Consider the following 20,231-nt stretch of genomic DNA (forward strand, 5'->3'; position numbering starts at 1 on the left):
CAGCGCATGTTCTCAGCGGGCGCAGCCCGCTGTCGGCTTCATGCAGTGTGAGCCAACCATTCATTGCTCAGAAGAAAGTGCCTTCCCCGCTGCACTCCTCCACCGCCCGCACCACCCGCGCGCACACCCCGGTCGCCGCGGGCGAAGACCCGGAAAGGAAAAGCGGCTAGGCGTCGACGCCCCAGCGGGGGAGGGGGCGGGGCCGCCGGGGTTCCTCATCCCCCCCGAGGAGGCGACGCCCCCGCTGGAGATCCGCCTCGTGCTTCAAAAGGACCGCTAAGGTGCTCTCCAGCGTCTGGCGGTCCAGGTGCTGGGCGTTCAGGGCCACCAGCGCCCGCGCCCAGTCCAACGTCTCGCTGATGCTGGGCTGCTTCTTGAGGTCCAGGCGCCGGAGCCGCTGCACCAGTTCCACCGCCTGCCGGGCCAACTGGGGCGCCAGTTCCGGCACCTTCCGGCGCACGATGGCCAGTTCCTGCTCCAGCGTGGGGTAGTCGATGAACAAATAGAGGCAGCGCCGCTTGAGGGCCTCGCTCAACTCCCGGGTGTTGTTGCTGGTGAGGAAGACGAGGGGGGTGTGCTTGGCCCGCAGGGTGCCCAGTTCGGGCACGCTCACCTGGAAGTCGCTGAGCACCTCGAGGAGGAAGGCCTCGAACTCCGCGTCCGCCCGGTCGATTTCATCGATGAGCAGGACCACCGGCTCCTCGGAAAGGATGGCCTTGAGCAGCGGACGGGGCAGCAGGAACCGCAGGGAGAAGAAGACGTCCTCCTCCTGGGCGATGCGGTCCGCCGCCTCTCGCAGGGTGGCGGCGTCGGCGAGCACCGCGTTGAGTTTGTCGCGGAGCAACTGGGTGTAGAGCATCTGCTTGGCGTATTCCCACTCGTAGAGGGCCTTGGTCTCATCGAGCCCTTCGTAGCACTGCAGGCGGATCAGCGGCCGGCCGGTGGCCGCCGCCCAGGCCTTGGCCAGTTCCGTTTTGCCCACGCCCGCCGGCCCTTCGACCAGCACCGGCTTGCCCAGGCGTTCGGCGAGGAAGACGGTGGTGGCGATCTCATCGGAGGCGATGTAGCCCTGGGCCGCCAGCCGCTGCTTCACCTCGTCGATCGCGGAAACCATAGGCCCCTCCTCGGATCGGGGGGTGCTGCCCGCCCCCCGACGCCCACATCGGCTTACCGCCATTCTAAAAACCGACGGGGTCCCCGTCAACATGGGGCCGCCCAGGGCGCTGAGAAGGAACCCCTTCTTGCTCCAAATTTCACAACATGGGCGAACCGCCTTTCCCGGCTCTGAACTGGATCTGAACATCCTTTCGATAACCTGAAGGCAAACGGTGGAGGGCGGGCGGATCGATGGTTGGGCGAGGGCGGCCGCGGTCGGCGTCGTTTGTGGTGCGGGTCTGGTTGGAGGAGACCCGCACGGCGGGCCGGCTGCGGGGGGAGGTCTCGGACCTTCGCTCCGGGGAGACCCGGCCTTTCGCCGACGAGGTTCATCTGTTGCGTTGTCTTTGGGAATGGATCCGGCCGTCCCGGCCGGGTCCTTCCTCCTCATCCCATCCGCACCAGGAGGTCGCCATGAGCGAGCTGACGGCGCGGGACCTGATCTTGCGGCTGCCGGAGGCCTTCCAGCCGGACAAGGCCCAGGGGGTGAACGCCACCATTCAGTATACGCTGACCGGAGAGGGGGGCGGCGACTGGTATGTGATGATCGCCGAGGGCACCTGCACGGTCCACGAAGGGAAGGCCGAGAAGGCCGACGTCACCCTGACCATGGCGGCCCAGGATTTCGTGGACATCGCCACCGGCCGGCTGGACGCCATGAAGGCGTTTATGAGCGGGAAGCTTAGGGTGAGCGGGAACATGATGTTGGCCACGCGCCTCACCTCGTTCTTCCGCACCGGTTGACCCCCTGTCGGCGGGGGGAGGGGGCCATGGAGGAGCGGCGATGGCACCGGTTCTATGACTTCTGGGTGCCGCGGTCGCTGACCTACCCGCGGCAGCCGCTGAGCGCCCTCCTGGATTTCGCCGCCAATCAGTATGGAGAGCGGACGGCCACGATCTTCTATGGTGCGACGCTCTCCTACCGCGATCTCCGGTCCCAATCCCTCCGTCTGGCCACGGCCCTGGACGCCCTGGGGATCCGCCCGGGCGACCGGGTGGGGCTGATGCTCCCCAACTGTCCCCAGTTCCTCATCGCCTTCTATGCCATCCTCCGCCTCGGCGCCGTGGTGGTTCCCCTCAACCCTGCGCATGGCGACCACGGACTACCGTTCGCTGCAGCGGGGAGAACTGGACGGGCAGGTCGCCTTCGCCACCGGGAAACTGCGCTGGGAGGGGGATTTCACCCTGCTGATCGGGCTGCGGGCGCTGCGGGAGTGAATGCGGATCTGGGGCAGAGGAGGTGGCGGCCATGATCTCGTTCGAGCCGACGGACGAACAGAAGATGCTGATCCAGACCGCCCGGGCCTTCGCGGAGGAGCATCTGCGCCGGGTGGCCCGGGAGAGCGATGAGACTGGCCAGGTCCCGGAGGACGTCATCGCCCGGGGCTGGTCTCTGGGGCTGCTCCCCAGCAACATCCCGGAGGCCTACGGGGGCTTCGGGGAGCCCTCCGCCCTGACCATGGCCCTGGCGCTGGAGGAACTGGGATGGGGGGACCTCACCCTGGCCCTCTACCTGATGGCCCCGACAGCGGTGGCCATGCCCCTCCTGCTCTACGGCACCGAGGCGCAGAAGAAGGACTTCCTCCCCCGCTTCTGCGGGGAGTCCTTTGTCAAGGCGGCCGCGGCCCTCCTCGAGCCCGCCTTCCGGTTCAACCCGTTCCAGCTGGCCACCACCGCCCACCGGGAGGGAGAGGACTACGTCCTCCAGGGGACCAAGATCGCCGTCCCCTTCGGCCCCGAGGCGGAGCTGCTGCTGGTCTACGCCGACGAGGGAGGGACGACCCAGGCCTTCCTGGTGGAGCGGGGCGCACCGGGACTGGTGGTGCGGGAGCGGGATCGCTACGCCGGGATCCAGGCGCTGCCGACGTATGAGGTCGAACTGGCCGGCTGCCGCGTCCCGGCCTGCCACAAGGTCGGGGGGGAGGTTGGGATCGACATGGCCCGGCTTCTGGAGCGCTCGCGGGTGGCCCTGGCGGCCATGGCCGTGGGGCTGGCCCGGGGCGCCTTCGAATACGCCCGGGACTACGCCAAGCAGCGGGTCCAGTTCGGAGAGCCCATCGCCCACCGCCAGGCCATCGCCTTCATGATCGCCGAGATGGCCATCGACATCGACGCCGCCCGGCTGATGGTCTGGGAGGCGGCGTGGAAACTGGATCGTGGGGAGGACGCGGCCCGCGAGAGCTACCTGGCCAAGCTCTTCGCCGACGACATGGCCCTGCGGGTGGCCGACGGGGCGGTGCAGACCTTGGGCGGCCACGGCTACATCCGGGACCACCCCGTGGAGATGTGGCTGCGCAACGCCCGGGGCCTTCCGATCCTGGAAGGGCTGGTGATGGTCTGAGGGGGCGGCCCGAGGCCCCCACCCTCGCCGAGCGGGGAGGTGGCTGATGATCAGTTTTGAGATGCCGGAGGAGATCCGACAGCAACTGGAGATGGCGCGGATGGTGGCCGAGCAACTGATGCGGCCCAACGCCCGCTACTACGACGAGCACGAGCACGAGATCCCGTGGGACTTCGTCAACACCATGTGGCCCATCGTGCAGCAGGACTGGGCCCGGATCGTGCGGCGGGCGGAGCGGCAACTGGCTGGGGAGCCGCCGCCGGAGAAGAAGCGGGAGGGTCCGCGCTACGACAACCTGCGCATGATCTTCCTGGTGGAGATGCTCACCTGGGGGGACGCCGGACTTTACCTCTGTATGCCTGGGCCGGGGCTGGCCGGCTACTCCATCAACGCGGTGGGCACGCCTGAGCAGAAGGTCCGCTTCCTCAAGCGCTTCACCGAGGGCGGCCCCAAGTGGGGGGCCATGGCGGTGACGGAGCCCGGGGCCGGCTCGGACGTGTCGGCCATCCAGACCACGGCCAAGCGTGAGGACGGCCACTGGGTGTTGAACGGCGAGAAGATCTTCATCACCAACGGCTACCTGGCCCTGGAGGCCTCCGATGGGATCGTTGTGGTGTGGGCCACCATCGACAAAACCGCGGGGCGGGCCGGGATCAAGCCCTTCGTCGTGGAGGCGGGGACCCCCGGGGTGAGCATCACCAAGCGGGAGCACAAAATGGGCATCCGGGCCAGCGACACGGCGGCCATCCGCTTTGACAACGCCCGCATCCCGCTGGACAACATCCTGGGCAGCCCGGAGATCCTGGACACCACGCGGGCGGAGGGGTTCAAGGGGGTGATGGTGACCTTCGACGCCTCCCGGCCGGTGGTGGCGGCCGGAGCCCTGGGCATCGCCCGCGCCGCCATCGAGTTCACCAAGGAGGTCCTGGAGAAGGAGGGCGTGCGCATCCGCTACGGCCTGCCGCGCCATGAACTGACCGCGGTGGAGCGCGACGTCATCGATATGGAGATCATGCACAAGGCAGCCTGGCTGCTCACCCTGCGGGCGGGCTGGATGCTGGACCAGGGGCTGCCCAACGCCTTGGAGGCCTCCATGGCCAAGGTGAAGGCCGGCAAAGCGGTGACCTGGATCACCTACAAGGCCGTGGAGCTCCTGGGTCCGCTGGGCTACTCCACCCGCTACCTGGTGGAGAAGTGGATGCGGGACGCCAAGATCAACGATCTCTACGAGGGCACCGGCCAGATCAACACCCTCATCGTCGCCCGCCGCGTCCTGGGCCTCACCAGCCGGGAACTGAAGTGAGCCCCGGGCCCGGCAGCGAGGGGCGGTGGACCAAGATGGGCCCTGAGGAAGCGGACCTGACGATCCGGGTGGATCTGCGAGGACAGGTGGCGCTGGTCACCGGCGCGTCGCGGGGTATCGGCCGGGCCATCGCCCTCGCCCTCGCCCGGTCCGGCGCCCGCCTGGTCCTCGCCAGCCGCCAGGCGGAGAACCTGGCGCCGGTGGCTGAGGAGATCCGCGCCCTGGGCGGGGAGGTCCTGGCCCTCCCCGCCCACACCGGCCGGATGGCCGAGGTGGAGGCCCTGGTGGCCGAGGCGGTGAGGGCCTTCGGCCGCATCGACATCGCGATCAACAACGCGGCCACCAACCCCCACTTCGGCCCCACCTTGGCGGCCGACGAGGGCCAGTGGCAGAAGATCCTCGACGTCAACCTGGTCGGTTACTGGCGGGTGGCCAAGGCGGTGGCCCCGGTGATGCGGGCCCAACGGCGGGGCAAGATCCTCAACATCGCCTCGGTGGCCGGCCTGCGGCCGGCCCCCGGGATGGGCCTTTATGGGGTCTCCAAGGCGGGGGTGCTCATGCTCACGCAACTGCTGGCCCTGGAACTGGCGCCGGACAACATCCAGGTCAACGCCATCGCCCCCGGCGTCGTCCGCACGCGCTTCAGCCAGGTCCTGTGGGACACGCCGGAGATCGCCCGCCGCCTCCTGCAGGCCATCCCCCAGGGGCGCTTCGGGGAGCCGGAGGACGTGGCCCGCCTCGCCCTCTTCCTGGTCTCCCCCGCCGCCGATTACATCACCGGCGCGGTCTTCGTGGTGGACGGCGGGCTCTCGCTGACCGGCGGGCTGGCATAAGGGGCGGGCACTGACTCCATTCTCCCCCAGAGGATGAGCGATGCCGCCGCGCATCCATTTCGTTCCGGCGGAGGTCCGCCTGCGGGTCCTGGAGTGGCCCGGAGAGAAGGGCACCCTGCTGGCCCTCCACGGCCTGACCGGCTACGCGGAGACCTTCCTGCCCCTGATCCCTGCCCTGAACCCGCCGTATCGGGTGCTGGGGATGGACTTGCGGGGGCGTGGGGGGAGCGAAGGGCCCAGCGACGAGGCCGCCTACGGCCTGGAAGCGCACCTGCGGGACATCGCGGCGGTCCTGGAGGCGCTGGCCCCAGAGGGGGCCCTCTTGATGGGCCACTCCCTGGGGGCTATCCTCTCCCTGGCGGTCGCCGCCGAGCAACCGGAGCGGGTGCGGGGCCTCCTCCTCTTCGACGGGGGGCCCCTCCCGGCGCGGGCCTTCTCGGAGTCCCTGGCCCAGGTCCTCAACGCCCGGTTGGAGGAACTGCCCTCCCTGGAGGCCTTCCGCGAACGGGTACGGGCCATGCCGTTCCTCCAGCCCTTCGACGAACGCCTGCTCCCCATCCTGGAGGCCGGCCTGATCCGGGAGCCCGACGGCCGGGTCCGGATGAAGTTCCCCGCCCGCCTGGGGATGAAAGAGGCCGCCGAGCTGGGGGCCATCTGGAACGATCGGCTGCGCGGATACGCGGGGCGGATCCGCTGCCCGGCCCTTTTGCTGAAGGCCCCCGTGGGCACCTTCGGGCCCCACGACCGCTACTTCACCGAGGCGGAGGAGCACCTGCTGCGGGAGGTCGTCCCCCAGGTGCGGATCGTGGAGGTCCCCGGGACCACCCACTACACCATCGTCCTCGGCTATCATGCGGAACGGGACCGGATCGTCCGGGCGTTCGTGGAGGAGGTGTTGGGGTGAACTGGGCCCAGCGGGTACGCACCTTCGGGGGGGAAGGGCGGCCGATCCACCTGGCGGTGGCCAACGGCTTCCCGCCGGGCTGCTATCGCCCCCTGATGGAGGCGCTGACGGACCTCGGGCGGAGGGTCAGCGTGCTGCCCCGGCCTCTATGGCCCGACGACCACCAACCCCCTCGGCGCGGGGTGACCTGGTACACGCTGGCGGAGGATCTGCTCCAGGCCTTCGAGGCCCTGGGCTGGCGGGAGGTCATCGGGATCGGCCACTCCATGGGCGGGGTGATCACCATGGTCGCCGCCGTCCGGCGCCCCGACCGCTTCCGGGCCCTCGTCCTGATGGACCCCGTCCTGATGGACCCGAAGGTGCTGGCCCTGTTCCGGATCCTCCGGGCCCTGGGGCTGGGCCCGCGGTTGCATCCGCTGGCCCGCCGGGCCCGGCGGCGGCGGCGCTCCTGGCCGAGCCGGGAGGCGGCAGCGGCCCACCTGAGGGCCCGGCCGCTGTTCGCCGCCTGGCATCCGCAGGCCTTCGAGGGCTATCTCGCAGAGGGGCTGCGGCCCGCCGGCGACGGCTCCGTCGTCCTGGCCTACCCTCCCGAATGGGAAGTCCACATCTTTGTGAACGTCCCGCACGACGCCTGGCGTTTCGTCCCGCACATCCCGCTTCCCGTCCTGGTCCTGCGGGGATCCGCCAGCGACACCTTCACCGCGAGGGACGAGGCCCGGTTCCGTCGGCTGCAGCCGCGGGCCGATTTCCGAACCCTGCCCGGGAGCCACCTTTTCCCCATGGAGCACCCTGAGGAGACAGCGCAGGCCATCCGGGGGTGGCTGGCCGGGCTCGGCGGGTAGCGGCGGATCGCGGGGGCGAACCTGGGAACATCCGCATCGTGGAGGATGCCATGGCCTACACCATCCGTCGGGTTGCGGTGATCGGAGCAGGGACGATGGGCGCGGCCATCGCGGCCCATCTGGCCAACGCGGGCTTCCAGGTGGACCTCCTGGACATCCCGCCGAAGACGCTGACACCGGAGGAGGCCGCGAAGGGCCTGACGCTGGAGCACCCGGTGGTGCGCAACCGCATCGTGAACGCCGGCTTGGAGCGGGCGAAGAAGGCGCGGCCGGCCGCCTTCTTCACCGAGGACATGGCCCGGCGGATCCGGACCGGGAACACCGAGGACCACTGGGACCGCCTGCGGGAGGCCGATTGGATCATCGAGGCGGTGGTGGAGGACCTGGCGGTGAAGCAGGAGGTGATGGCCCGCATCGAGGCAGTGCGCCGGCCCAAGGCCATCGTCACCACCAACACCTCCGGCCTCCCCCTGCGGGAGATCGGGGCCGGCCGCTCCCCGGAGTTCCTGGCCCACTTCGCCGGCACCCACTTCTTCAACCCCCCACGCTACCTGAAACTGGTGGAACTGATCCCCGGCCCCGCCACCCGCCCCGAGGTCCTGGACGCCCTGGAGCGCGTGCTGGAGGTCCGGCTGGGCAAGCGGGTGGTGCGCGCCAAGGACACCCCCAACTTCATCGCCAACCGCATCGGCTTCATCGCAGGGGCCTTCATCGGCCGATACGCCCTGGAGCACGGCTACACGGTGGAGGAGGTGGACGCCCTGGCCGGGCCGCTGATCGGCCGGCCCAAGACGGCCCACTTCCGCCTGCTGGACCTGGTGGGCTTGGACGTGGCCGCCTACGTAGGCCGGCACAGCATGGACGCCCTCCGCCATGACCCCTTCGTGGCTCTGGTGCGGGATTCGCGGATGAACGCCGTGATGGCGGCCATGGTGGAGCGGGGCTGGCTCGGCAACAAGGCCGGCCAGGGGTTCTACAAGAAAGTGGAGACCCCCGAGGGGACCCAATACTGGCCCCTCAATCTGGAGACCCTGGAACACGAGCCGCCGAAGAAGCCGCGCTGGGATTCGGTGGGCCGGGCCTTGAAGATCGAAGACCTGCGCGAGCGGCTCCGCTTCATGGTCGCCCAGGAGGACCGCGCCGGCCAGTTCGTCCGGTCCATCCTGGATTTCTACCTGGCCTACGCCGCCTACGTGGCCCCCGAGGTGGCCGACGACATCGTCGCCATCGACAACGCCATCCGGTGGGGCTTCAACTACGAACTGGGGCCCTTCGAGACGTGGGACGCCCTGGGGGTGGCGGAGACCGCCGCCCGCATCGAGGCGGCCGGGTGGCCGCTGGCGGAGTGGGTACGGGAGTTTCTGGCCGCCGGCCACCGCACCTTCTACCAGTATGAGAACGGCCGGGCCGTCGGCTATTACGACTTCCGGACCCGAACGTATCGCCCCCTGATCCCCCATCCCCGCGGGATCGTCCTCCAGGACCTCCGGCGGGCGGGGCGCGTCCTGGAGCGCAACCCCAGCGCCAGCCTGATCGACCTGGGGGAGGGGGTGCTGTGCCTGGAGTTCCACACCAAGGCCAACGCCCTGGACCCTGACATCTTCGCCATGATGCAGCGGGCGCTGGAGCGGCTGGACCGGGAGGACTGGGCGGGGATGGTGATCGGCAACCAGGGGGAGCATTTCTGTGCCGGGGCCAACGTCTTCGTCATCGCCGTCTCCGCCCAGCAGGGGATGTTCGAGGCCATCGAACAGGGCGTCCGGGCGATGCAGAACCTGATGCTGACCATGCGCTACTTCCATAAGCCCATCGTCACCGCCCCCTTTGGCATGACCCTGGGCGGCGGCGCCGAGGTGGCCATGCACGGGGCCCGCATGGTGGCCTCGGCCGAGACCTACATCGGCCTGGTGGAGGTCGGCGTGGGCCTCATCCCAGCCGGCGGCGGCTGCAAGGAGATGGTCCGCCGCGTCCTCACCCCGGCCATGCAGACGGAGAACGCCGACCCCCTCCCCTTTCTGCGGCACATCTTCGAGACCATCGGCATGGCGAAGGTGGCTACCAGCGCCGAGGAGGGGCGGGCCCTCGGCTTCCTCTCGGAGGGGGATCGCATCGTGATGAACCCGGACTTCCTGATCGCCGAGGCCAAGCGGGAGGTGTTGCATCTGGCGGAGTCCGGCTACCGGCCGCCGCTAAAGGCCCGGCTCTACGCCGCTGGCCGCGACCTCCTGGCCGCCCTGCGCATCGGCGTCTGGCAGTTGCGGGAGGCCCGCTACATCAGCGAGCACGACGCCAAGATCGGCGAGAAACTGGCCTATGTGCTGTGCGGCGGCGACCACCCCGAGCCCATGTGGGTGGAAGAGGAGCACTTCCTGGACCTGGAGCGCGAGGCCTTCCTCTCGCTGTGCGGTGAGCCCAAGACCCAGGAGCGCATCTGGCATTTCCTGCAGACAGGGAAGATCCTGCGGAACTGAGAAGGACGGGCCCCGACCGCGGGGCATCCTGTGAAGGAGGTCTCCGATGCGCGAGGCGGTGATCGTTTCCGGCGTGCGGACAGCAGTAGGGAAGGCCCGGAAAGGGACGTTGCGGACGGTGCGGCCGGAGACCATGGCGGCGGCGGCCATCGCCGAGGCCCTGCGCCGCGCCCCCGGGGTGGAGCCGGCGATGGTCGACGACGTGATCCTGGGCTGCGCCATGCCGGAGGGGCAGCAGGGGCTGAACATCGCCCGGATCGCCGCCCTGAAGGCCGGGCTGCCGGTCAGCGTGCCCGCCATGACCATCAACCGATTCTGCTCCTCCGGCCTCCAGGCCATCGCCCTGGCCGCCGAGCGGATCATGACCGGCGGGGCCGATATCGTCATCGCCGGCGGGGTGGAGTCCATGTCCATGGTCCCTATGACCGGCTTCACCCTGCGGCCGGACCCCGACCTGGCCGTCGTCTGGCCGGAGGTGTTCATCAGCATGGGGCTGGGCACCGAACGGCTGGCGGAGAAGTTCGGCATCTCCCGCGAGGACGCCGACGCCTTCTCCCTGCGCAGCCACCAGCGGGCCATCGCCGCCATCGACGCCGGCAAGTTCCGGGAGGAGATCGTCCCCCTGGAGGTGGAGGTGGTCGAGCGCGTCGAGGACGGCGAGGCGGTGCGCCGCCAGGTGATCTTCGACACCGATGAGGGTCCGCGGCGGGACACCTCCATGGAGGCCCTCTCCCGGCTGCCCCCCGCCTTCAAGAACAGCGGCGTGGTCACGGCAGGGAACTCCTCCCAAATGAGCGACGGGGCCGCGGCGGTGGTGGTGATGGCGCGGGAGCGGGCCGAGGCCCTGGGGCTGAAGCCCATCGCCCGCTTCGTGTCCTTCGCCGTGGCCGGGGTCCCCCCCGACCTGTTCGGCATCGGCCCGGTGGAGGCGATCCCCAAGGCCCTGCGCCAGGCCGGGCTCCGGCTGGAGGACATCGACCTCATCGAACTCAACGAGGCCTTCGCCGCCCAGGCCCTGGCCGTCATCCGTCAGTTGGAAATGGACCTCGAGCGGGTCAACGTCAACGGCGGGGCCATCGCCCTGGGTCACCCCCTGGGCTGCACCGGGGCCAAACTCACCGTCCAGATCCTCCACGAACTGCGACGGCGCGGCGGCCGCTACGGCATGGTCACCATGTGCGTCGGCGGCGGCATGGGCGCCGCCGGCATCTTCGAGATGCTCTGAGGCCGCCCGCCCCCCCAACCCCCGGCGATGAAGGGCTGGCCGCCCTGGGGATGGGGCGCCCCACCAACGACCCCGATGGGCCCAGCCCTTCCCCCCCAGGGTCCCCGGGAGGGCCTTGCGCTGGAAGAACATGCGGGCAAGTAAAAGGACGAGGCGATGGCCCGGAGCGGTTTTCCGTTCCCCGGTGGATCCAGAAGCGGTATAGAATGAACCGAAGGGAACCACCTTCGCCGGAAGGAGCAGGACTGGGATGAGCGTTCGCGTCCGTTTCGCCCCCAGCCCGACGGGCTTCCTCCACGTGGGGGGGGCGCGCACCGCGCTGTTCAACTGGCTCTTTGCCCGTCATCACGGCGGCCGCTTCATCCTGCGCATTGAGGACACCGATCGCAAACGGCTGGTGCCCGGCGCCCTGGAGGACATCCTGGATTCTCTGCGCTGGCTGGGCCTGCTCTGGGACGAGGGGCCGGAGGTCGGCGGCCCCTACGGGCCCTACATCCAATCCCAGCGCCTGGAGATCTACCGGGAGCACGCCCACCGCCTCGTCGAGCAGGGCCACGCCTATTACTGCTTCTGCTCCGAGGAACGCCTGGAGCGCCTGCGCCGGGAACAGGAGGCCCGCAAGCAGCCCACCGGCTACGACCGCTTCTGCCGCTACAACGTCTCGCCGGAGGAGGCCCAGCGCCGGGCCGCGGCCGGCGAGCCCTACGTCATCCGGCTGAAGGTCCCTCTGGAAGGGACCACCACGTTCTACGACCTGGTCCACGGCGAGATCTCGGTGCAGAACCGCGTCCAGGACGACTTCGTGCTCCTCAAGTCCGACGGCTACCCCACCTATCACCTGGCCAACGTGGTGGACGATCACCTCATGCGCATCACCCATGTGCTGCGGGCCGACGAGTGGATCCCCAGCACGCCCCGCCACATCCTGCTCTACCGCGCCTTCGGCTGGGACCCCCCTCAGTTCGCCCACCTGCCCATCATCCTCAGCCCCACCGGCAAGGGGAAGATGAGCAAGCGCGTCCTCCAGGAGCAAGGGCGTTGGGAGACAGCGGTCTTCGTCCGGGATTTCCGGGAGGAGGGCTACCTCCCGGAGGCCCTGGTGAACTTCCTGGCGCTGACCGGGTGGGCCTACGACGACAAAACCGAACTGTTCACCCTCGAGGAACTGATCGAGAAATTCGACATCTCCGGCATCAACCCGAAGCCGGCAGCCTTCAACTACGAGAAACTGGAGTGGATGAACGGCGTCTACATCCGGCGCCTGACCCCCGAGGCCCTGGCGGAACGCCTCCTGCCGTATCTGGAAGCCCTGGGGATCCGGCCGGATCGGGAGACACTGGGGCGGGCCATCCCCCTCATCCGGGAGCGGATCCGAACCCTCCGGGAGGGGGCGGAGATGCTCGAATTCCTGTGGAAAGAGGAGGTCCAGCCCCCTCTCGCGGACCTGGTGCCCAAGGGGGCGACGCCCTTCGAGGTCCGCGCATGGCTCGCCGCCGCCCGGGAGGCCCTGGAGGCCCTCCCCACCTTCACCGCCGAGGCCGTCGAAGGGGCGATGCGCGGGCTGGCGGAGCGCCTGGGGGTGAAAACCAGCACCCTGTTTATGGCGGTCCGGGTGGCCGTGACCGGCCGGCGGGTGACCCCGCCTCTCTTTGAGTCCATCGCCCTCCTGGGCCGGGAGCGAACCCTGCGCCGACTGGAACAGGCCCTCCGGCGGCTGGAGGCCCTTGCCGGATAAGGCGATGGCGCGGCGATCCGCGTTCCCGTTGCTCACTGTCGCCGGTGTGCCCGTCCGGGTGCACTGGACCCTGCTGGCGTTACTGGCCATGGCCCTTCTGGGCGCGGGGGCGTTGGCGGGCGGGCGCGCGGCCCTCCGCCAGGGCCTGTGGTGGGGCATGCTGTTCGGGGCGGTCCTGATCCACGAACTGGGCCACCTCCTGGCAGCCCGCCTGCTGGGCCTCCCGGTCACCGAGGTGGTCCTCTGGCCCCTGGGCGGCTTCACCATGATCCGCCTGCCCCCGGCCCGCTTCGGGGCCGAGCTGATCATCGCCCTGGCCGGGCCCGGGGTGAACCTGTTGCTGGCCGCCGGGATCCACCTCCTGGGCATCGCCCCCGACGCCGATGGGATCACCTCGGAGGCGCTGCGGGCCGCGGGATGGGTGAACGCCTTACTCGGGCTCTTCAATTTGATGCCGGTCTTCCCCATGGACGGCGGGCGGATCCTGCGCGGCCTGCTGGCCCTAGGGTTGAGGGAGGATCGAGGGACCCGGCTGGCCCTCCGCGTGGGGCAGGCCGGGGCGATGGGGATGGGAAGCCTGGCGGCCTGGCAGTTCCTTCACCAGGATCCCGGGGGGCTGGTGACGATGACCCTGGCCATGTGGCTGTCCGGCCAGACGCTGCAGGAGGCCCGGCGGCTGCACCAGCGGGAGCGGCTGCGGGCGGTCCCCGCGGCCGCTCACCGGATCCCCCTCCGGGTGGCGATCAACGACCGGGTCTCGATGACGGCCGCCCGCCGCCTGCTGGCCCACACCGGGCAGCCGGTCCTCCCCGTGGAGAACGCCGGCCGCTGGTCGGAGGTCCTCTCCCTGCGGCGCGGGGCTCTCCAGCGCGAAGCGCCGCCCACGGCAGGGATGGGGATCTCGCTGGACACGGCATGGGATGGGCTCAGCCACAGCGTGGCGGAGGGACTGCTGCTGCTGCATCACGGCCGCCCGGTCGGCTGGCTGCCCCGCGAACGCGTGGAGGCGATGTTCCGGGAGGCGCCGTAGGCCGCCAGATCCCCCGGCCGGGCAGGAGAGGCACGATGGCGTTCCTGGGGAAGATCCTACAGCGGATCTGGGGTGGGCTCTACCGGGCGAAGTTCCGGTCCCTGAGCCGGCGGATGGGACGCCCGGCCGGGCCGCCGACCCTGGAGCGGGGCCTGGTGCTCATCCAGATCGACGGCCTCTCGTTCCCCCACCTGCAACGGGCCCTGCGGGAGGGCCGCATGCCCTATCTGGCCCGTCAACTGCGCAAGGGGCGCTTCCACCTCGCCCCATGGTTCGCCGGCTTCCCCACCACCACCCCGGTGGTGACGGCCGCCCTCCTCTACGGCCATCGGGACGGGATCCCCGGGTTCCGATGGTATGAGAAGGCTCGCGGCGAGCGGATCGTGATGAAGCGCCCCGATCACGTCCGCCACGTCGCCGCGCGGCTGCAGGGGAACGGGAACGGCGGCCTGTTGCGCGGCGGCGCCTGCTACGCCAGCCTCTTCGACGGCGGCGCGCAGCGGACTGTGTTCACCATCAGCCGAATGGGGCTGCCCAGCCTGCTGGGCGGCATGCGCGGCCTGGGGCTCCTCCTGCTCATCCTGCTCAGCCCGGGGCGGATCTGGCGGGTTCTCCGCACGGTGGTCCGGGATCTGGCGGACGAACTCTGGTATGGGGCCCGTTCGTGGGCGGCGGGGTGGCTGTTCCTCCGGGATCCCATGGGGCTGTTCCGGACCGCCTTTCTTTCCTTGGGCAACGCCCTCCTCCACGAACTGCTTACCTTCAGCCTCAGCATGGACCTTCACCGGGGGATCTCCCCCCTCTTCGCCAACTATGTGCTCTACGATGAGGCCGCCCATCGCTATGGGCCGGACCACCCGGTGGCGCTGCGGGCGCTGCGCCGGTTGGACGCCTACCTGCGGGAGATCGACCGCATGGCCCGCTTCGCCCAGCGGCCCTATGACCTCTATGTCTTCTCCGACCATGGGATGACGCCGGCCGAGCCCTTCCATCGCCGTTTCCATCAGACCCTAGGCGCCTTCGTCCAGGCCTGTCTCCAACAGGAGGTGGTCCTCGACGAGATGGCGGAGCCCGACGACCGGCGCTGGCAGTCCTGGCGCCACCTGATGGCCGAACTGCGAGGGCTGGAGCGCTCCCTCTCCCCGCGAGGGGCCCAGATGGTGCGGGCCGCCCGGGCCTACGTCCAGCGACAGGCCCCCCGCATGCCCGCGGGCGCCGCCGGGCGGCCAGCCGATGTGTTGGTGCGGGCTTCCGGGCCCCTGGCTCACCTCTACATCGCCACCGCCCCGGAGCCCCTCCCGCTCCGCGCGATCGCCGCCCGCTGGCCGCGGCTCCTGGAGGCGCTGATCACCCACCCCGGGATCGGATTGGTGATCGGGCGAGAAGGGGAGACGGTGTTCCTCATGGGCCGGCGCGGGACGTGGGTCCTGCGCCCCGAGGGCCAGCCCCGGCTGCACGGCGAAGACCCGCTGACCGACCCGGAGCGGATGGCTCCGGAGGGCCGGTGGCTGAGCCCCGAGCAGGCCCGGGAGGAACTGGCCCGCCTGGCCCGGATGCCCGAGGGCGGTGACCTGATCCTCCTGGGGGCCTGGGATGGGCAGACGGTGGTGACCTTCGAGGACCAGCGGGGCACCCACGGCGGGCTGGGGGGCGCCCAGGAGATGGCCTTCCTGCTGTTCCCCGCGCAAGCCCCCATCGTCCCCCGCCACTGGCGTGACGCCCGCGATTTCCACGCCTTCCTGATCCACACCTACCACCGCAAGCCCCTGCCCGAACCCACAGCGGCAGGGTGAGCCTTCACCGCCACGCCATGGCCGCAATGTCCCCCTGGGCCGTGAGGCGTCGGATCCCCCCGGCGGGGAGATCGATGCGGAAGAGGTCCCCCTGGTAGCGGACCAACAGGCTCCGACCGTCGGGGGCCAGCAGCATGTCCGGCGGGCCTCCGAACCCCACCTCCCCCTCCGGTGGGAACAGCCGCCGCCGATCGCTGCCGTCGTGATCGGCGATGTAGAGGTCATAGCGAGCGGCGTCCCCGGCCTCCGGCTGTCGGGCCTGACCGAAGACCAGCCCCTGGGGGGTCCAGAGGATCCCCGCCCACATTCCGACGTCCTCAATCAACGGCCGCGCCCATCCCTCTGCCATCGAGATCACCCATAGATCGAAGCGGGTCGATGCCTCCGGCGGTTCGGCCCCCCGGGGTGGGCCGTGGACCAGGGCGGCCAGATGGCGGCCATCGGGAGACCAGGCCAAAGCGGGCACCCAGGCCCATGGGCCCGAGGCCGCATAAACCGGGAACGTGATCCACCAGGTCACCCGCCCCGTTTCCACCTCCACCGTGCCAACCCCATCCGCCCGGCCGAAGGCGAGGCGCCGGCCGTCGGGGGACCACGCCCAAGTCATCCCCCATTCGCTGCCGGGGCCGCCCACCGTCGGAGACAGTACCGATTGGGCCACGATCCGGCCTCCCGCCCAGCGGCCGATCCACAGGTCGTTCTGGGCCCGCCACCCGGGGGGCCTCGGGGAGGGCTCGCCGGTGGTAAAGGCCAGGACTTCCCCCCGGGGGGACCACCCCAGCCACAGCACGTTGGACACGCCGGCCGGCTGCGGGCGCGCCGGCTCCTGATGGGGATCCATCCCCCAGAGGGTGTTGAGGACCTCCCGGGAGGCCGTCACGGGCGCCCGCGAGAACAACAGGACCTGGCCGTCAGGGGAGAGGGCGAAGACCCGGCCGTCCAGATCGCCGAGCGTTGTCAGCCGCCGGAGGCGGGTGTTCTCCCCGGCCATCCCCCAGGCGTCCCGGCGGGCCAGGAAGACCAGGGTGCCAGAGATCGGGGTGGTCGCCACCTCCTCGAGCAGGCTGACAGCGACGATCTCGGGGACCGGCTCCCGAACGCGCTCCCGGCGGACCTCCTGGCGCTCCACCGGGCGGCCGTCGGCCCAGGTGACCCGAACGACCACCCGCTCCAGGCCGGGCTCCCCGCGGCGGATCAGACGGGTCTCCCCGGGGGCCAGACGTGCGTCCTTCACGATCTGGCGAGGGAAGGGGATAGGGATCTCATGGGCCTCCAGGGTCTGGGTGATCCGGGTCACCGTGATGACCATCCCCGGGGCGATCCGCACCGTCTCCGGGGGCGAGACCCGATCCAGATCCCCGCGAGCGATCCCCGCCTGGGCCAGGGCCTCGCCGACCGTCGGGCCGCGGACGTGGATCTGGCGGCGCTGGCCATCGGCCACCACGGTGAGGGGGATCGGCCGGCTCAGGCAGGCCACCAGGATAAGGGAAAGGACCCAAGCCCCAACATGTAGAGGGAAATCCCGCGGCAGAATCCCCCCAGGTCGGAAGAGCCCGACGCCGATTCCTTGGCCTCCTCGAAGACGCAACGATCGTTCAAACCATGCCACCATCTCCCACCTCACCTTCCGGCTCCAGGTCCCATCATACCCGCCCTCCCGGGCGGGAGAACCTCGGTTTGGTCCTTCAGACGCGGGACGGAGATTTGACAAAATCAATGCTCTATGCGGAAATAGGGTAAACCGGATAAGAAGCCAAAAGGTTACGCATGGCTCGGAGAGCGCGCATGGGGCGACCAGGAGGGGCCGGGGGATGGCTGGGGAGACGGGGGCAAAGCCTCACGGAACTGACCCTCTTCCTCCCCCTGTTGGTGCTGCTGATCGCCGGCCTGGCGGAGCTGGGCTTCGCCTTGGCTGGCTACATGGCGCTGCAGGACGCGACGCGGGAGGCCGCCCGTTTCGGCGCCGATGGGGATCCGTGCAACGGGGCCGACGTGTGGGATCCGGCGAACCCATGCGACTCGGATCCCACCTTCCCTCTGGATTTCTACCAGCAGATCGCCACCCTCTTCGACCAGACATTCCAGCCCTACCGATTGGATCCCGCGCTGGGGGACGATCTGGTGATCTCCGCCTTCGGGATCCAATCGGATGGCGCCCTGGCCTGGCGGCTGCCCCGCAACCGCCCCTACGGGTGGTCCCGCTACGGTAACCGGACCTCCCGGTTCTCGAACGCCACGATAAAGGAGCGCATGGGCCATCCGCCCAGTAAGGGGGTGCTGATCGTGGAGGTGTATTACCACCACCGCCATCGGCTGGGGCTCTTCCGCTGGCTGCTGCCGGACCCCATCCCGATGTATGCGGTGAGCACCATGCCGTTGCCCGCCGCGGAGCCGGTGACGCTCCCTTAACCGTTCGGGAGGGATCCCCATGGGTCGGAGCGGTCAGATCATGATCCTCGCCGCCCTGCTGCTGGTGGGCATGCTGGCCCTCGCCGGCCTGGCCCTAGATGGGGCGCGCTTGTTCCAGGCCCGACACCAGCTGCAACACGCCCTGGACGGCGCCGCCCTGGCCGCGGCCTCCCAGTTCCGGCTGGGGCGCAGCGACGCGGATCTTCGACAGGCGGCCCAGGATTTCTTGAGGGCCCAGGGCTTCGCTGTGACGTGGGTCCAGGTATATACCTGTAGCAGTCCAGGCCCCTACGCCGGGGAACTGTGCACGGATCCGCCTCGCAAACTGGTGCGGGTGGACGCCGGCGTCCGTATGCCCACCACCTTCCTGCGGGTCGTGGGCTGGGACGCGGTGGACCTGCGGGGGATCGCTACCGGCGAGGCCGCGTCCGTCGACCTGGTGCTCATCATCGACAACTCGGAGTCCATGGCCCATGAGACGCCGCTGGTCGCCGTGTTCCCCAACCCGGGCGAGATCACATGCATCCCCGGCAGCCCCACGCCGGAGACCGAGTGTGCGCCGCCGCAGAAGCCCCACTTCTGCAACCCCACCGACTCCTGCCAGCCCTTCCGTCAGGTGAAAGACGCGGCCATGGAACTGGTCGGCCGCATGTATTTACCCTACGACCGGGTGGCCGTTGTCTCCTTCGACCGGCGGGCGACCATCCATCTGGACCTCCAGAATGGGGTCGACCTCACCACCGTTCAGAACCGCATCCGGGGCCTACAGGTCTACGACCCGGCCATCGACCCGCCAGCGGCCCAACGGCCAACCGACGGGACAGCGTGCGCCGGCATGGACTGCACCTCGGGGCGATGTCGGCTGACCTATCCCTATGTCCCCGCGCCGGATGCGGATCCGCGGCCGTGCCAGAGCAGCAACCTGCAGGAGGCCCTGGCCGCCGCCCGGTTCCTGCTGGGAACTCAGGGGCGGCCGGACGCCTTATGGGCAGTGGTGCTGCTGAGCGATGGCGCCCCCAACGCCACCATGCCGGTGGACACCGGCGGCCTCATGGAGCGCCGATTCGGCCTGTGCCCGAAGGCCTACTGGTACTGGCCTCCAGATCCGTATTACCGCCCCCTGTGCCAGGACGCTGATTTCGAGAGCCGGCATCCTTCCAACAGCCCAGCCTACGATCCGGAGGACATGGCCCTGGACGAGGCAGAGGCCCTGGCGCGGATGAACGTGGTCGTTTTCACCATCGGTTACGGCCGGCGCCTGCACGAGCTGAACGTCAAGCCGGGCGGGGGGCGGGATCGCGACCTCGGGGAGAAGTTCCTGCGCTATGTGGCGGACATCACCGACGGGGACCCAGGAAAGGCATGTCTGGTCCGTGGGGACTACTTCTCGCCCGCGGCTGTCTGGAAGCCTCGAGGGGAGCCCTGCAGCAACTACTTCTTCGCCCCTGACGCGAACCAACTGCGGCGGATCTTCCTGACCATCGCCGAGCGGATTTTCACCCGCCTCAACCGATGAAAGGAGGCCCTCCATGCTCCGGCGCGCCCAATCCGTCGTGGAGTTCGCCCTGGCGCTCCCCGTCTTCCTATTGCTGGTCTTCGTGGTCATCGAACTGGGACGGCTGTTCTACGCCTGGGCGGCGATCGAGAACAACGCCCGCGCCGCGGCCCGCTATATCACGACGGGCCAGTTCGACCCCGCCTATTGCCCCGGAGGGACAGCCGACGGATGCAGCGACGACGCGACCAAGGATCGGGCCCGCCTGCTGTCGGCCTACGACCGGGCCCGGGAGATCATGGCCGGCCTGCTGGTGAACTCCTCCGCCGGCCCGGGGGAGGCCGGCTTCTACCACGTCGTGATCTGCAGTTCGCGGGCAGCACAGTTCGACGACATCCACGAACGCTGCCTCCCGCAGGATGATGCCGGAGGTCCCGGGGACCGCGTGGTCATCCTGGTGCGGTTCAACCATCCTATCATCACACCGCTGCTGCGCCCCATCGCCCCGTGGATCCCCCTGGTGGCCCGCCGGGAGGTGATCAACGAACGCTTCCGGACGGTGCGCATCCGAGAGCTGCCGCCCACCCTGAGCCTGCCGACCCGCACCCCCACGCCGGTGACGCCTTCGCCCACACCGATGCCCTCCGCCACCCCCACGCCCTCGGCCACCCCGACCCCCACGCCTACGCCGACCG

At 69.8% G+C, this 20,231-nt stretch carries 17 protein-coding genes and 1 pseudogene; 16 read left to right on the plus strand and 2 right to left on the minus strand.

From position 1 onward, the window contains the following. Positions 1–166: 166 nt before the first annotated feature. Positions 167–1,114, minus strand: a complete 948-nt coding sequence (locus tag C4313_RS02340) for an AAA family ATPase (RefSeq protein WP_352428269.1) — start codon at positions 1,112–1,114, stop codon at positions 167–169. 233 nt (positions 1,115–1,347) lie between these two features. On the opposite strand from C4313_RS02340, the gene C4313_RS02345 reads away from it, so the two are divergent. From C4313_RS02345 to C4313_RS02405, 13 genes and pseudogenes are all read left to right on the plus strand, one after another. Then, on the plus strand, positions 1,348–1,899 hold the full coding sequence (locus tag C4313_RS02345) for an SCP2 sterol-binding domain-containing protein (protein ID WP_352428270.1): 552 nt from the start codon (positions 1,348–1,350) through the stop codon (positions 1,897–1,899). A gap of 26 nt (positions 1,900–1,925) precedes the next feature. After that, positions 1,926–2,201, plus strand: a pseudogene (locus tag C4313_RS02350) (AMP-binding protein); the annotation flags it as partial. Between the two features lie 43 nt (positions 2,202–2,244). Continuing rightward, positions 2,245–2,373, plus strand: coding sequence for a hypothetical protein (locus tag C4313_RS02355; protein WP_352428271.1), 129 nt, complete (start codon positions 2,245–2,247; stop codon positions 2,371–2,373). A 31-nt stretch (positions 2,374–2,404) separates the two neighbouring features. Beyond that, complete coding sequence (locus tag C4313_RS02360; RefSeq protein ID WP_352428272.1) at positions 2,405–3,496, plus strand: acyl-CoA dehydrogenase family protein; 1,092 nt, start codon at positions 2,405–2,407, stop codon at positions 3,494–3,496. A gap of 46 nt (positions 3,497–3,542) precedes the next feature. Further along, positions 3,543–4,799, plus strand: coding sequence for an acyl-CoA dehydrogenase family protein (locus C4313_RS02365; protein ID WP_352428273.1), 1,257 nt, complete (start codon positions 3,543–3,545; stop codon positions 4,797–4,799). Positions 4,800–4,834: 35 nt separating this feature from the next. Beyond that, the gene (locus C4313_RS02370; protein WP_352428274.1) at positions 4,835–5,632 is read left to right on the plus strand and encodes an SDR family NAD(P)-dependent oxidoreductase; all 798 of its coding nucleotides are present in this window, start codon (positions 4,835–4,837) and stop codon (positions 5,630–5,632) included. A gap of 40 nt (positions 5,633–5,672) precedes the next feature. Continuing rightward, entirely contained in the window at positions 5,673–6,536 is an 864-nt protein-coding gene (locus tag C4313_RS02375) for an alpha/beta fold hydrolase (RefSeq protein ID WP_352428275.1), read from the plus strand. Then, positions 6,533–7,378 (plus strand): alpha/beta fold hydrolase, encoded by an 846-nt coding sequence (locus tag C4313_RS02380; RefSeq protein WP_352428276.1) that lies wholly within the window; start codon positions 6,533–6,535, stop codon positions 7,376–7,378. The genes C4313_RS02375 and C4313_RS02380 overlap by 4 nt, the downstream gene beginning before the upstream one ends. 50 nt (positions 7,379–7,428) lie before the next feature. Then, positions 7,429–9,849 (plus strand): 3-hydroxyacyl-CoA dehydrogenase/enoyl-CoA hydratase family protein, encoded by a 2,421-nt coding sequence (locus C4313_RS02385; RefSeq protein WP_352428277.1) that lies wholly within the window; start codon positions 7,429–7,431, stop codon positions 9,847–9,849. 46 nt (positions 9,850–9,895) lie between these two features. Further along, a complete protein-coding gene (locus tag C4313_RS02390) occupies positions 9,896–11,074 on the plus strand; it encodes a thiolase family protein (RefSeq protein ID WP_352428278.1) in 1,179 nt (392 codons plus the stop codon). A 250-nt stretch (positions 11,075–11,324) separates the two neighbouring features. After that, positions 11,325–12,809, plus strand: a complete 1,485-nt coding sequence (gene gltX, locus C4313_RS02395; protein ID WP_352428279.1) for a glutamate--tRNA ligase — start codon at positions 11,325–11,327, stop codon at positions 12,807–12,809. Between the two features lie 4 nt (positions 12,810–12,813). Continuing rightward, positions 12,814–13,839 (plus strand): M50 family metallopeptidase, encoded by a 1,026-nt coding sequence (locus tag C4313_RS02400; protein WP_352428280.1) that lies wholly within the window; start codon positions 12,814–12,816, stop codon positions 13,837–13,839. 35 nt (positions 13,840–13,874) lie between these two features. Continuing rightward, positions 13,875–15,632: an alkaline phosphatase family protein gene (locus C4313_RS02405; protein ID WP_352428281.1), complete on the plus strand. Its 1,758-nt coding sequence runs from the start codon at positions 13,875–13,877 to the stop codon at positions 15,630–15,632. A gap of 4 nt (positions 15,633–15,636) precedes the next feature. Here C4313_RS02405 and C4313_RS02410 read toward each other — a convergent pair whose 3' ends face one another. Beyond that, the gene (locus tag C4313_RS02410; RefSeq protein ID WP_352428282.1) at positions 15,637–17,244 is read right to left on the minus strand and encodes a G5 domain-containing protein; all 1,608 of its coding nucleotides are present in this window, start codon (positions 17,242–17,244) and stop codon (positions 15,637–15,639) included. 173 nt (positions 17,245–17,417) lie between these two features. Here C4313_RS02410 and C4313_RS02415 point away from each other — a divergent pair, with 173 nt between their 5' ends. The 3 genes from C4313_RS02415 to C4313_RS02425 all read left to right on the plus strand — a co-directional run. Next, a complete protein-coding gene (locus tag C4313_RS02415; RefSeq protein WP_352428283.1) occupies positions 17,418–18,041 on the plus strand; it encodes a TadE/TadG family type IV pilus assembly protein in 624 nt (207 codons plus the stop codon). 19 nt (positions 18,042–18,060) lie between these two features. Continuing rightward, complete coding sequence (locus tag C4313_RS02420) at positions 18,061–19,557, plus strand: TadE/TadG family type IV pilus assembly protein (protein WP_352428284.1); 1,497 nt, start codon at positions 18,061–18,063, stop codon at positions 19,555–19,557. Between the two features lie 13 nt (positions 19,558–19,570). Next, positions 19,571–20,231 (plus strand): TadE/TadG family type IV pilus assembly protein (locus C4313_RS02425; RefSeq protein ID WP_352428285.1); only part of this gene is annotated, 661 nt, incomplete at its 3' end.

This window comes from Thermoflexus sp. (assembly GCF_040289485.1).
GTDB lineage: Bacteria > Chloroflexota > Anaerolineae > Thermoflexales > Thermoflexaceae > Thermoflexus.

What these genes read in the sequence shown, in the direction of transcription:
- C4313_RS02340 (WP_352428269.1), bottom strand. Translation starts at nt 1,114, where the DNA reads ATGGTTTCCGCGATCGACGAGGTGAAGCAGCGGCTGGCGGCCCAGGGC.
- C4313_RS02345 (WP_352428270.1), top strand. Translation starts at nt 1,348, where the DNA reads ATGGTTGGGCGAGGGCGGCCGCGGTCGGCGTCGTTTGTGGTGCGGGTC.
- C4313_RS02355 (WP_352428271.1), top strand. Translation starts at nt 2,245, where the DNA reads ATGGCGACCACGGACTACCGTTCGCTGCAGCGGGGAGAACTGGACGGG.
- C4313_RS02360 (WP_352428272.1), top strand. Translation starts at nt 2,405, where the DNA reads ATGATCTCGTTCGAGCCGACGGACGAACAGAAGATGCTGATCCAGACC.
- C4313_RS02365 (WP_352428273.1), top strand. Translation starts at nt 3,543, where the DNA reads ATGATCAGTTTTGAGATGCCGGAGGAGATCCGACAGCAACTGGAGATG.
- C4313_RS02370 (WP_352428274.1), top strand. Translation starts at nt 4,835, where the DNA reads ATGGGCCCTGAGGAAGCGGACCTGACGATCCGGGTGGATCTGCGAGGA.
- C4313_RS02375 (WP_352428275.1), top strand. Translation starts at nt 5,673, where the DNA reads ATGCCGCCGCGCATCCATTTCGTTCCGGCGGAGGTCCGCCTGCGGGTC.
- C4313_RS02385 (WP_352428277.1), top strand. Translation starts at nt 7,429, where the DNA reads ATGGCCTACACCATCCGTCGGGTTGCGGTGATCGGAGCAGGGACGATG.
- C4313_RS02390 (WP_352428278.1), top strand. Translation starts at nt 9,896, where the DNA reads ATGCGCGAGGCGGTGATCGTTTCCGGCGTGCGGACAGCAGTAGGGAAG.
- gltX (WP_352428279.1), top strand. Translation starts at nt 11,325, where the DNA reads ATGAGCGTTCGCGTCCGTTTCGCCCCCAGCCCGACGGGCTTCCTCCAC.
- C4313_RS02400 (WP_352428280.1), top strand. Translation starts at nt 12,814, where the DNA reads ATGGCGCGGCGATCCGCGTTCCCGTTGCTCACTGTCGCCGGTGTGCCC.
- C4313_RS02405 (WP_352428281.1), top strand. Translation starts at nt 13,875, where the DNA reads ATGGCGTTCCTGGGGAAGATCCTACAGCGGATCTGGGGTGGGCTCTAC.
- C4313_RS02410 (WP_352428282.1), bottom strand. Translation starts at nt 17,244, where the DNA reads ATGGTGGCATGGTTTGAACGATCGTTGCGTCTTCGAGGAGGCCAAGGA.
- C4313_RS02415 (WP_352428283.1), top strand. Translation starts at nt 17,418, where the DNA reads ATGGGGCGACCAGGAGGGGCCGGGGGATGGCTGGGGAGACGGGGGCAA.
- C4313_RS02420 (WP_352428284.1), top strand. Translation starts at nt 18,061, where the DNA reads ATGGGTCGGAGCGGTCAGATCATGATCCTCGCCGCCCTGCTGCTGGTG.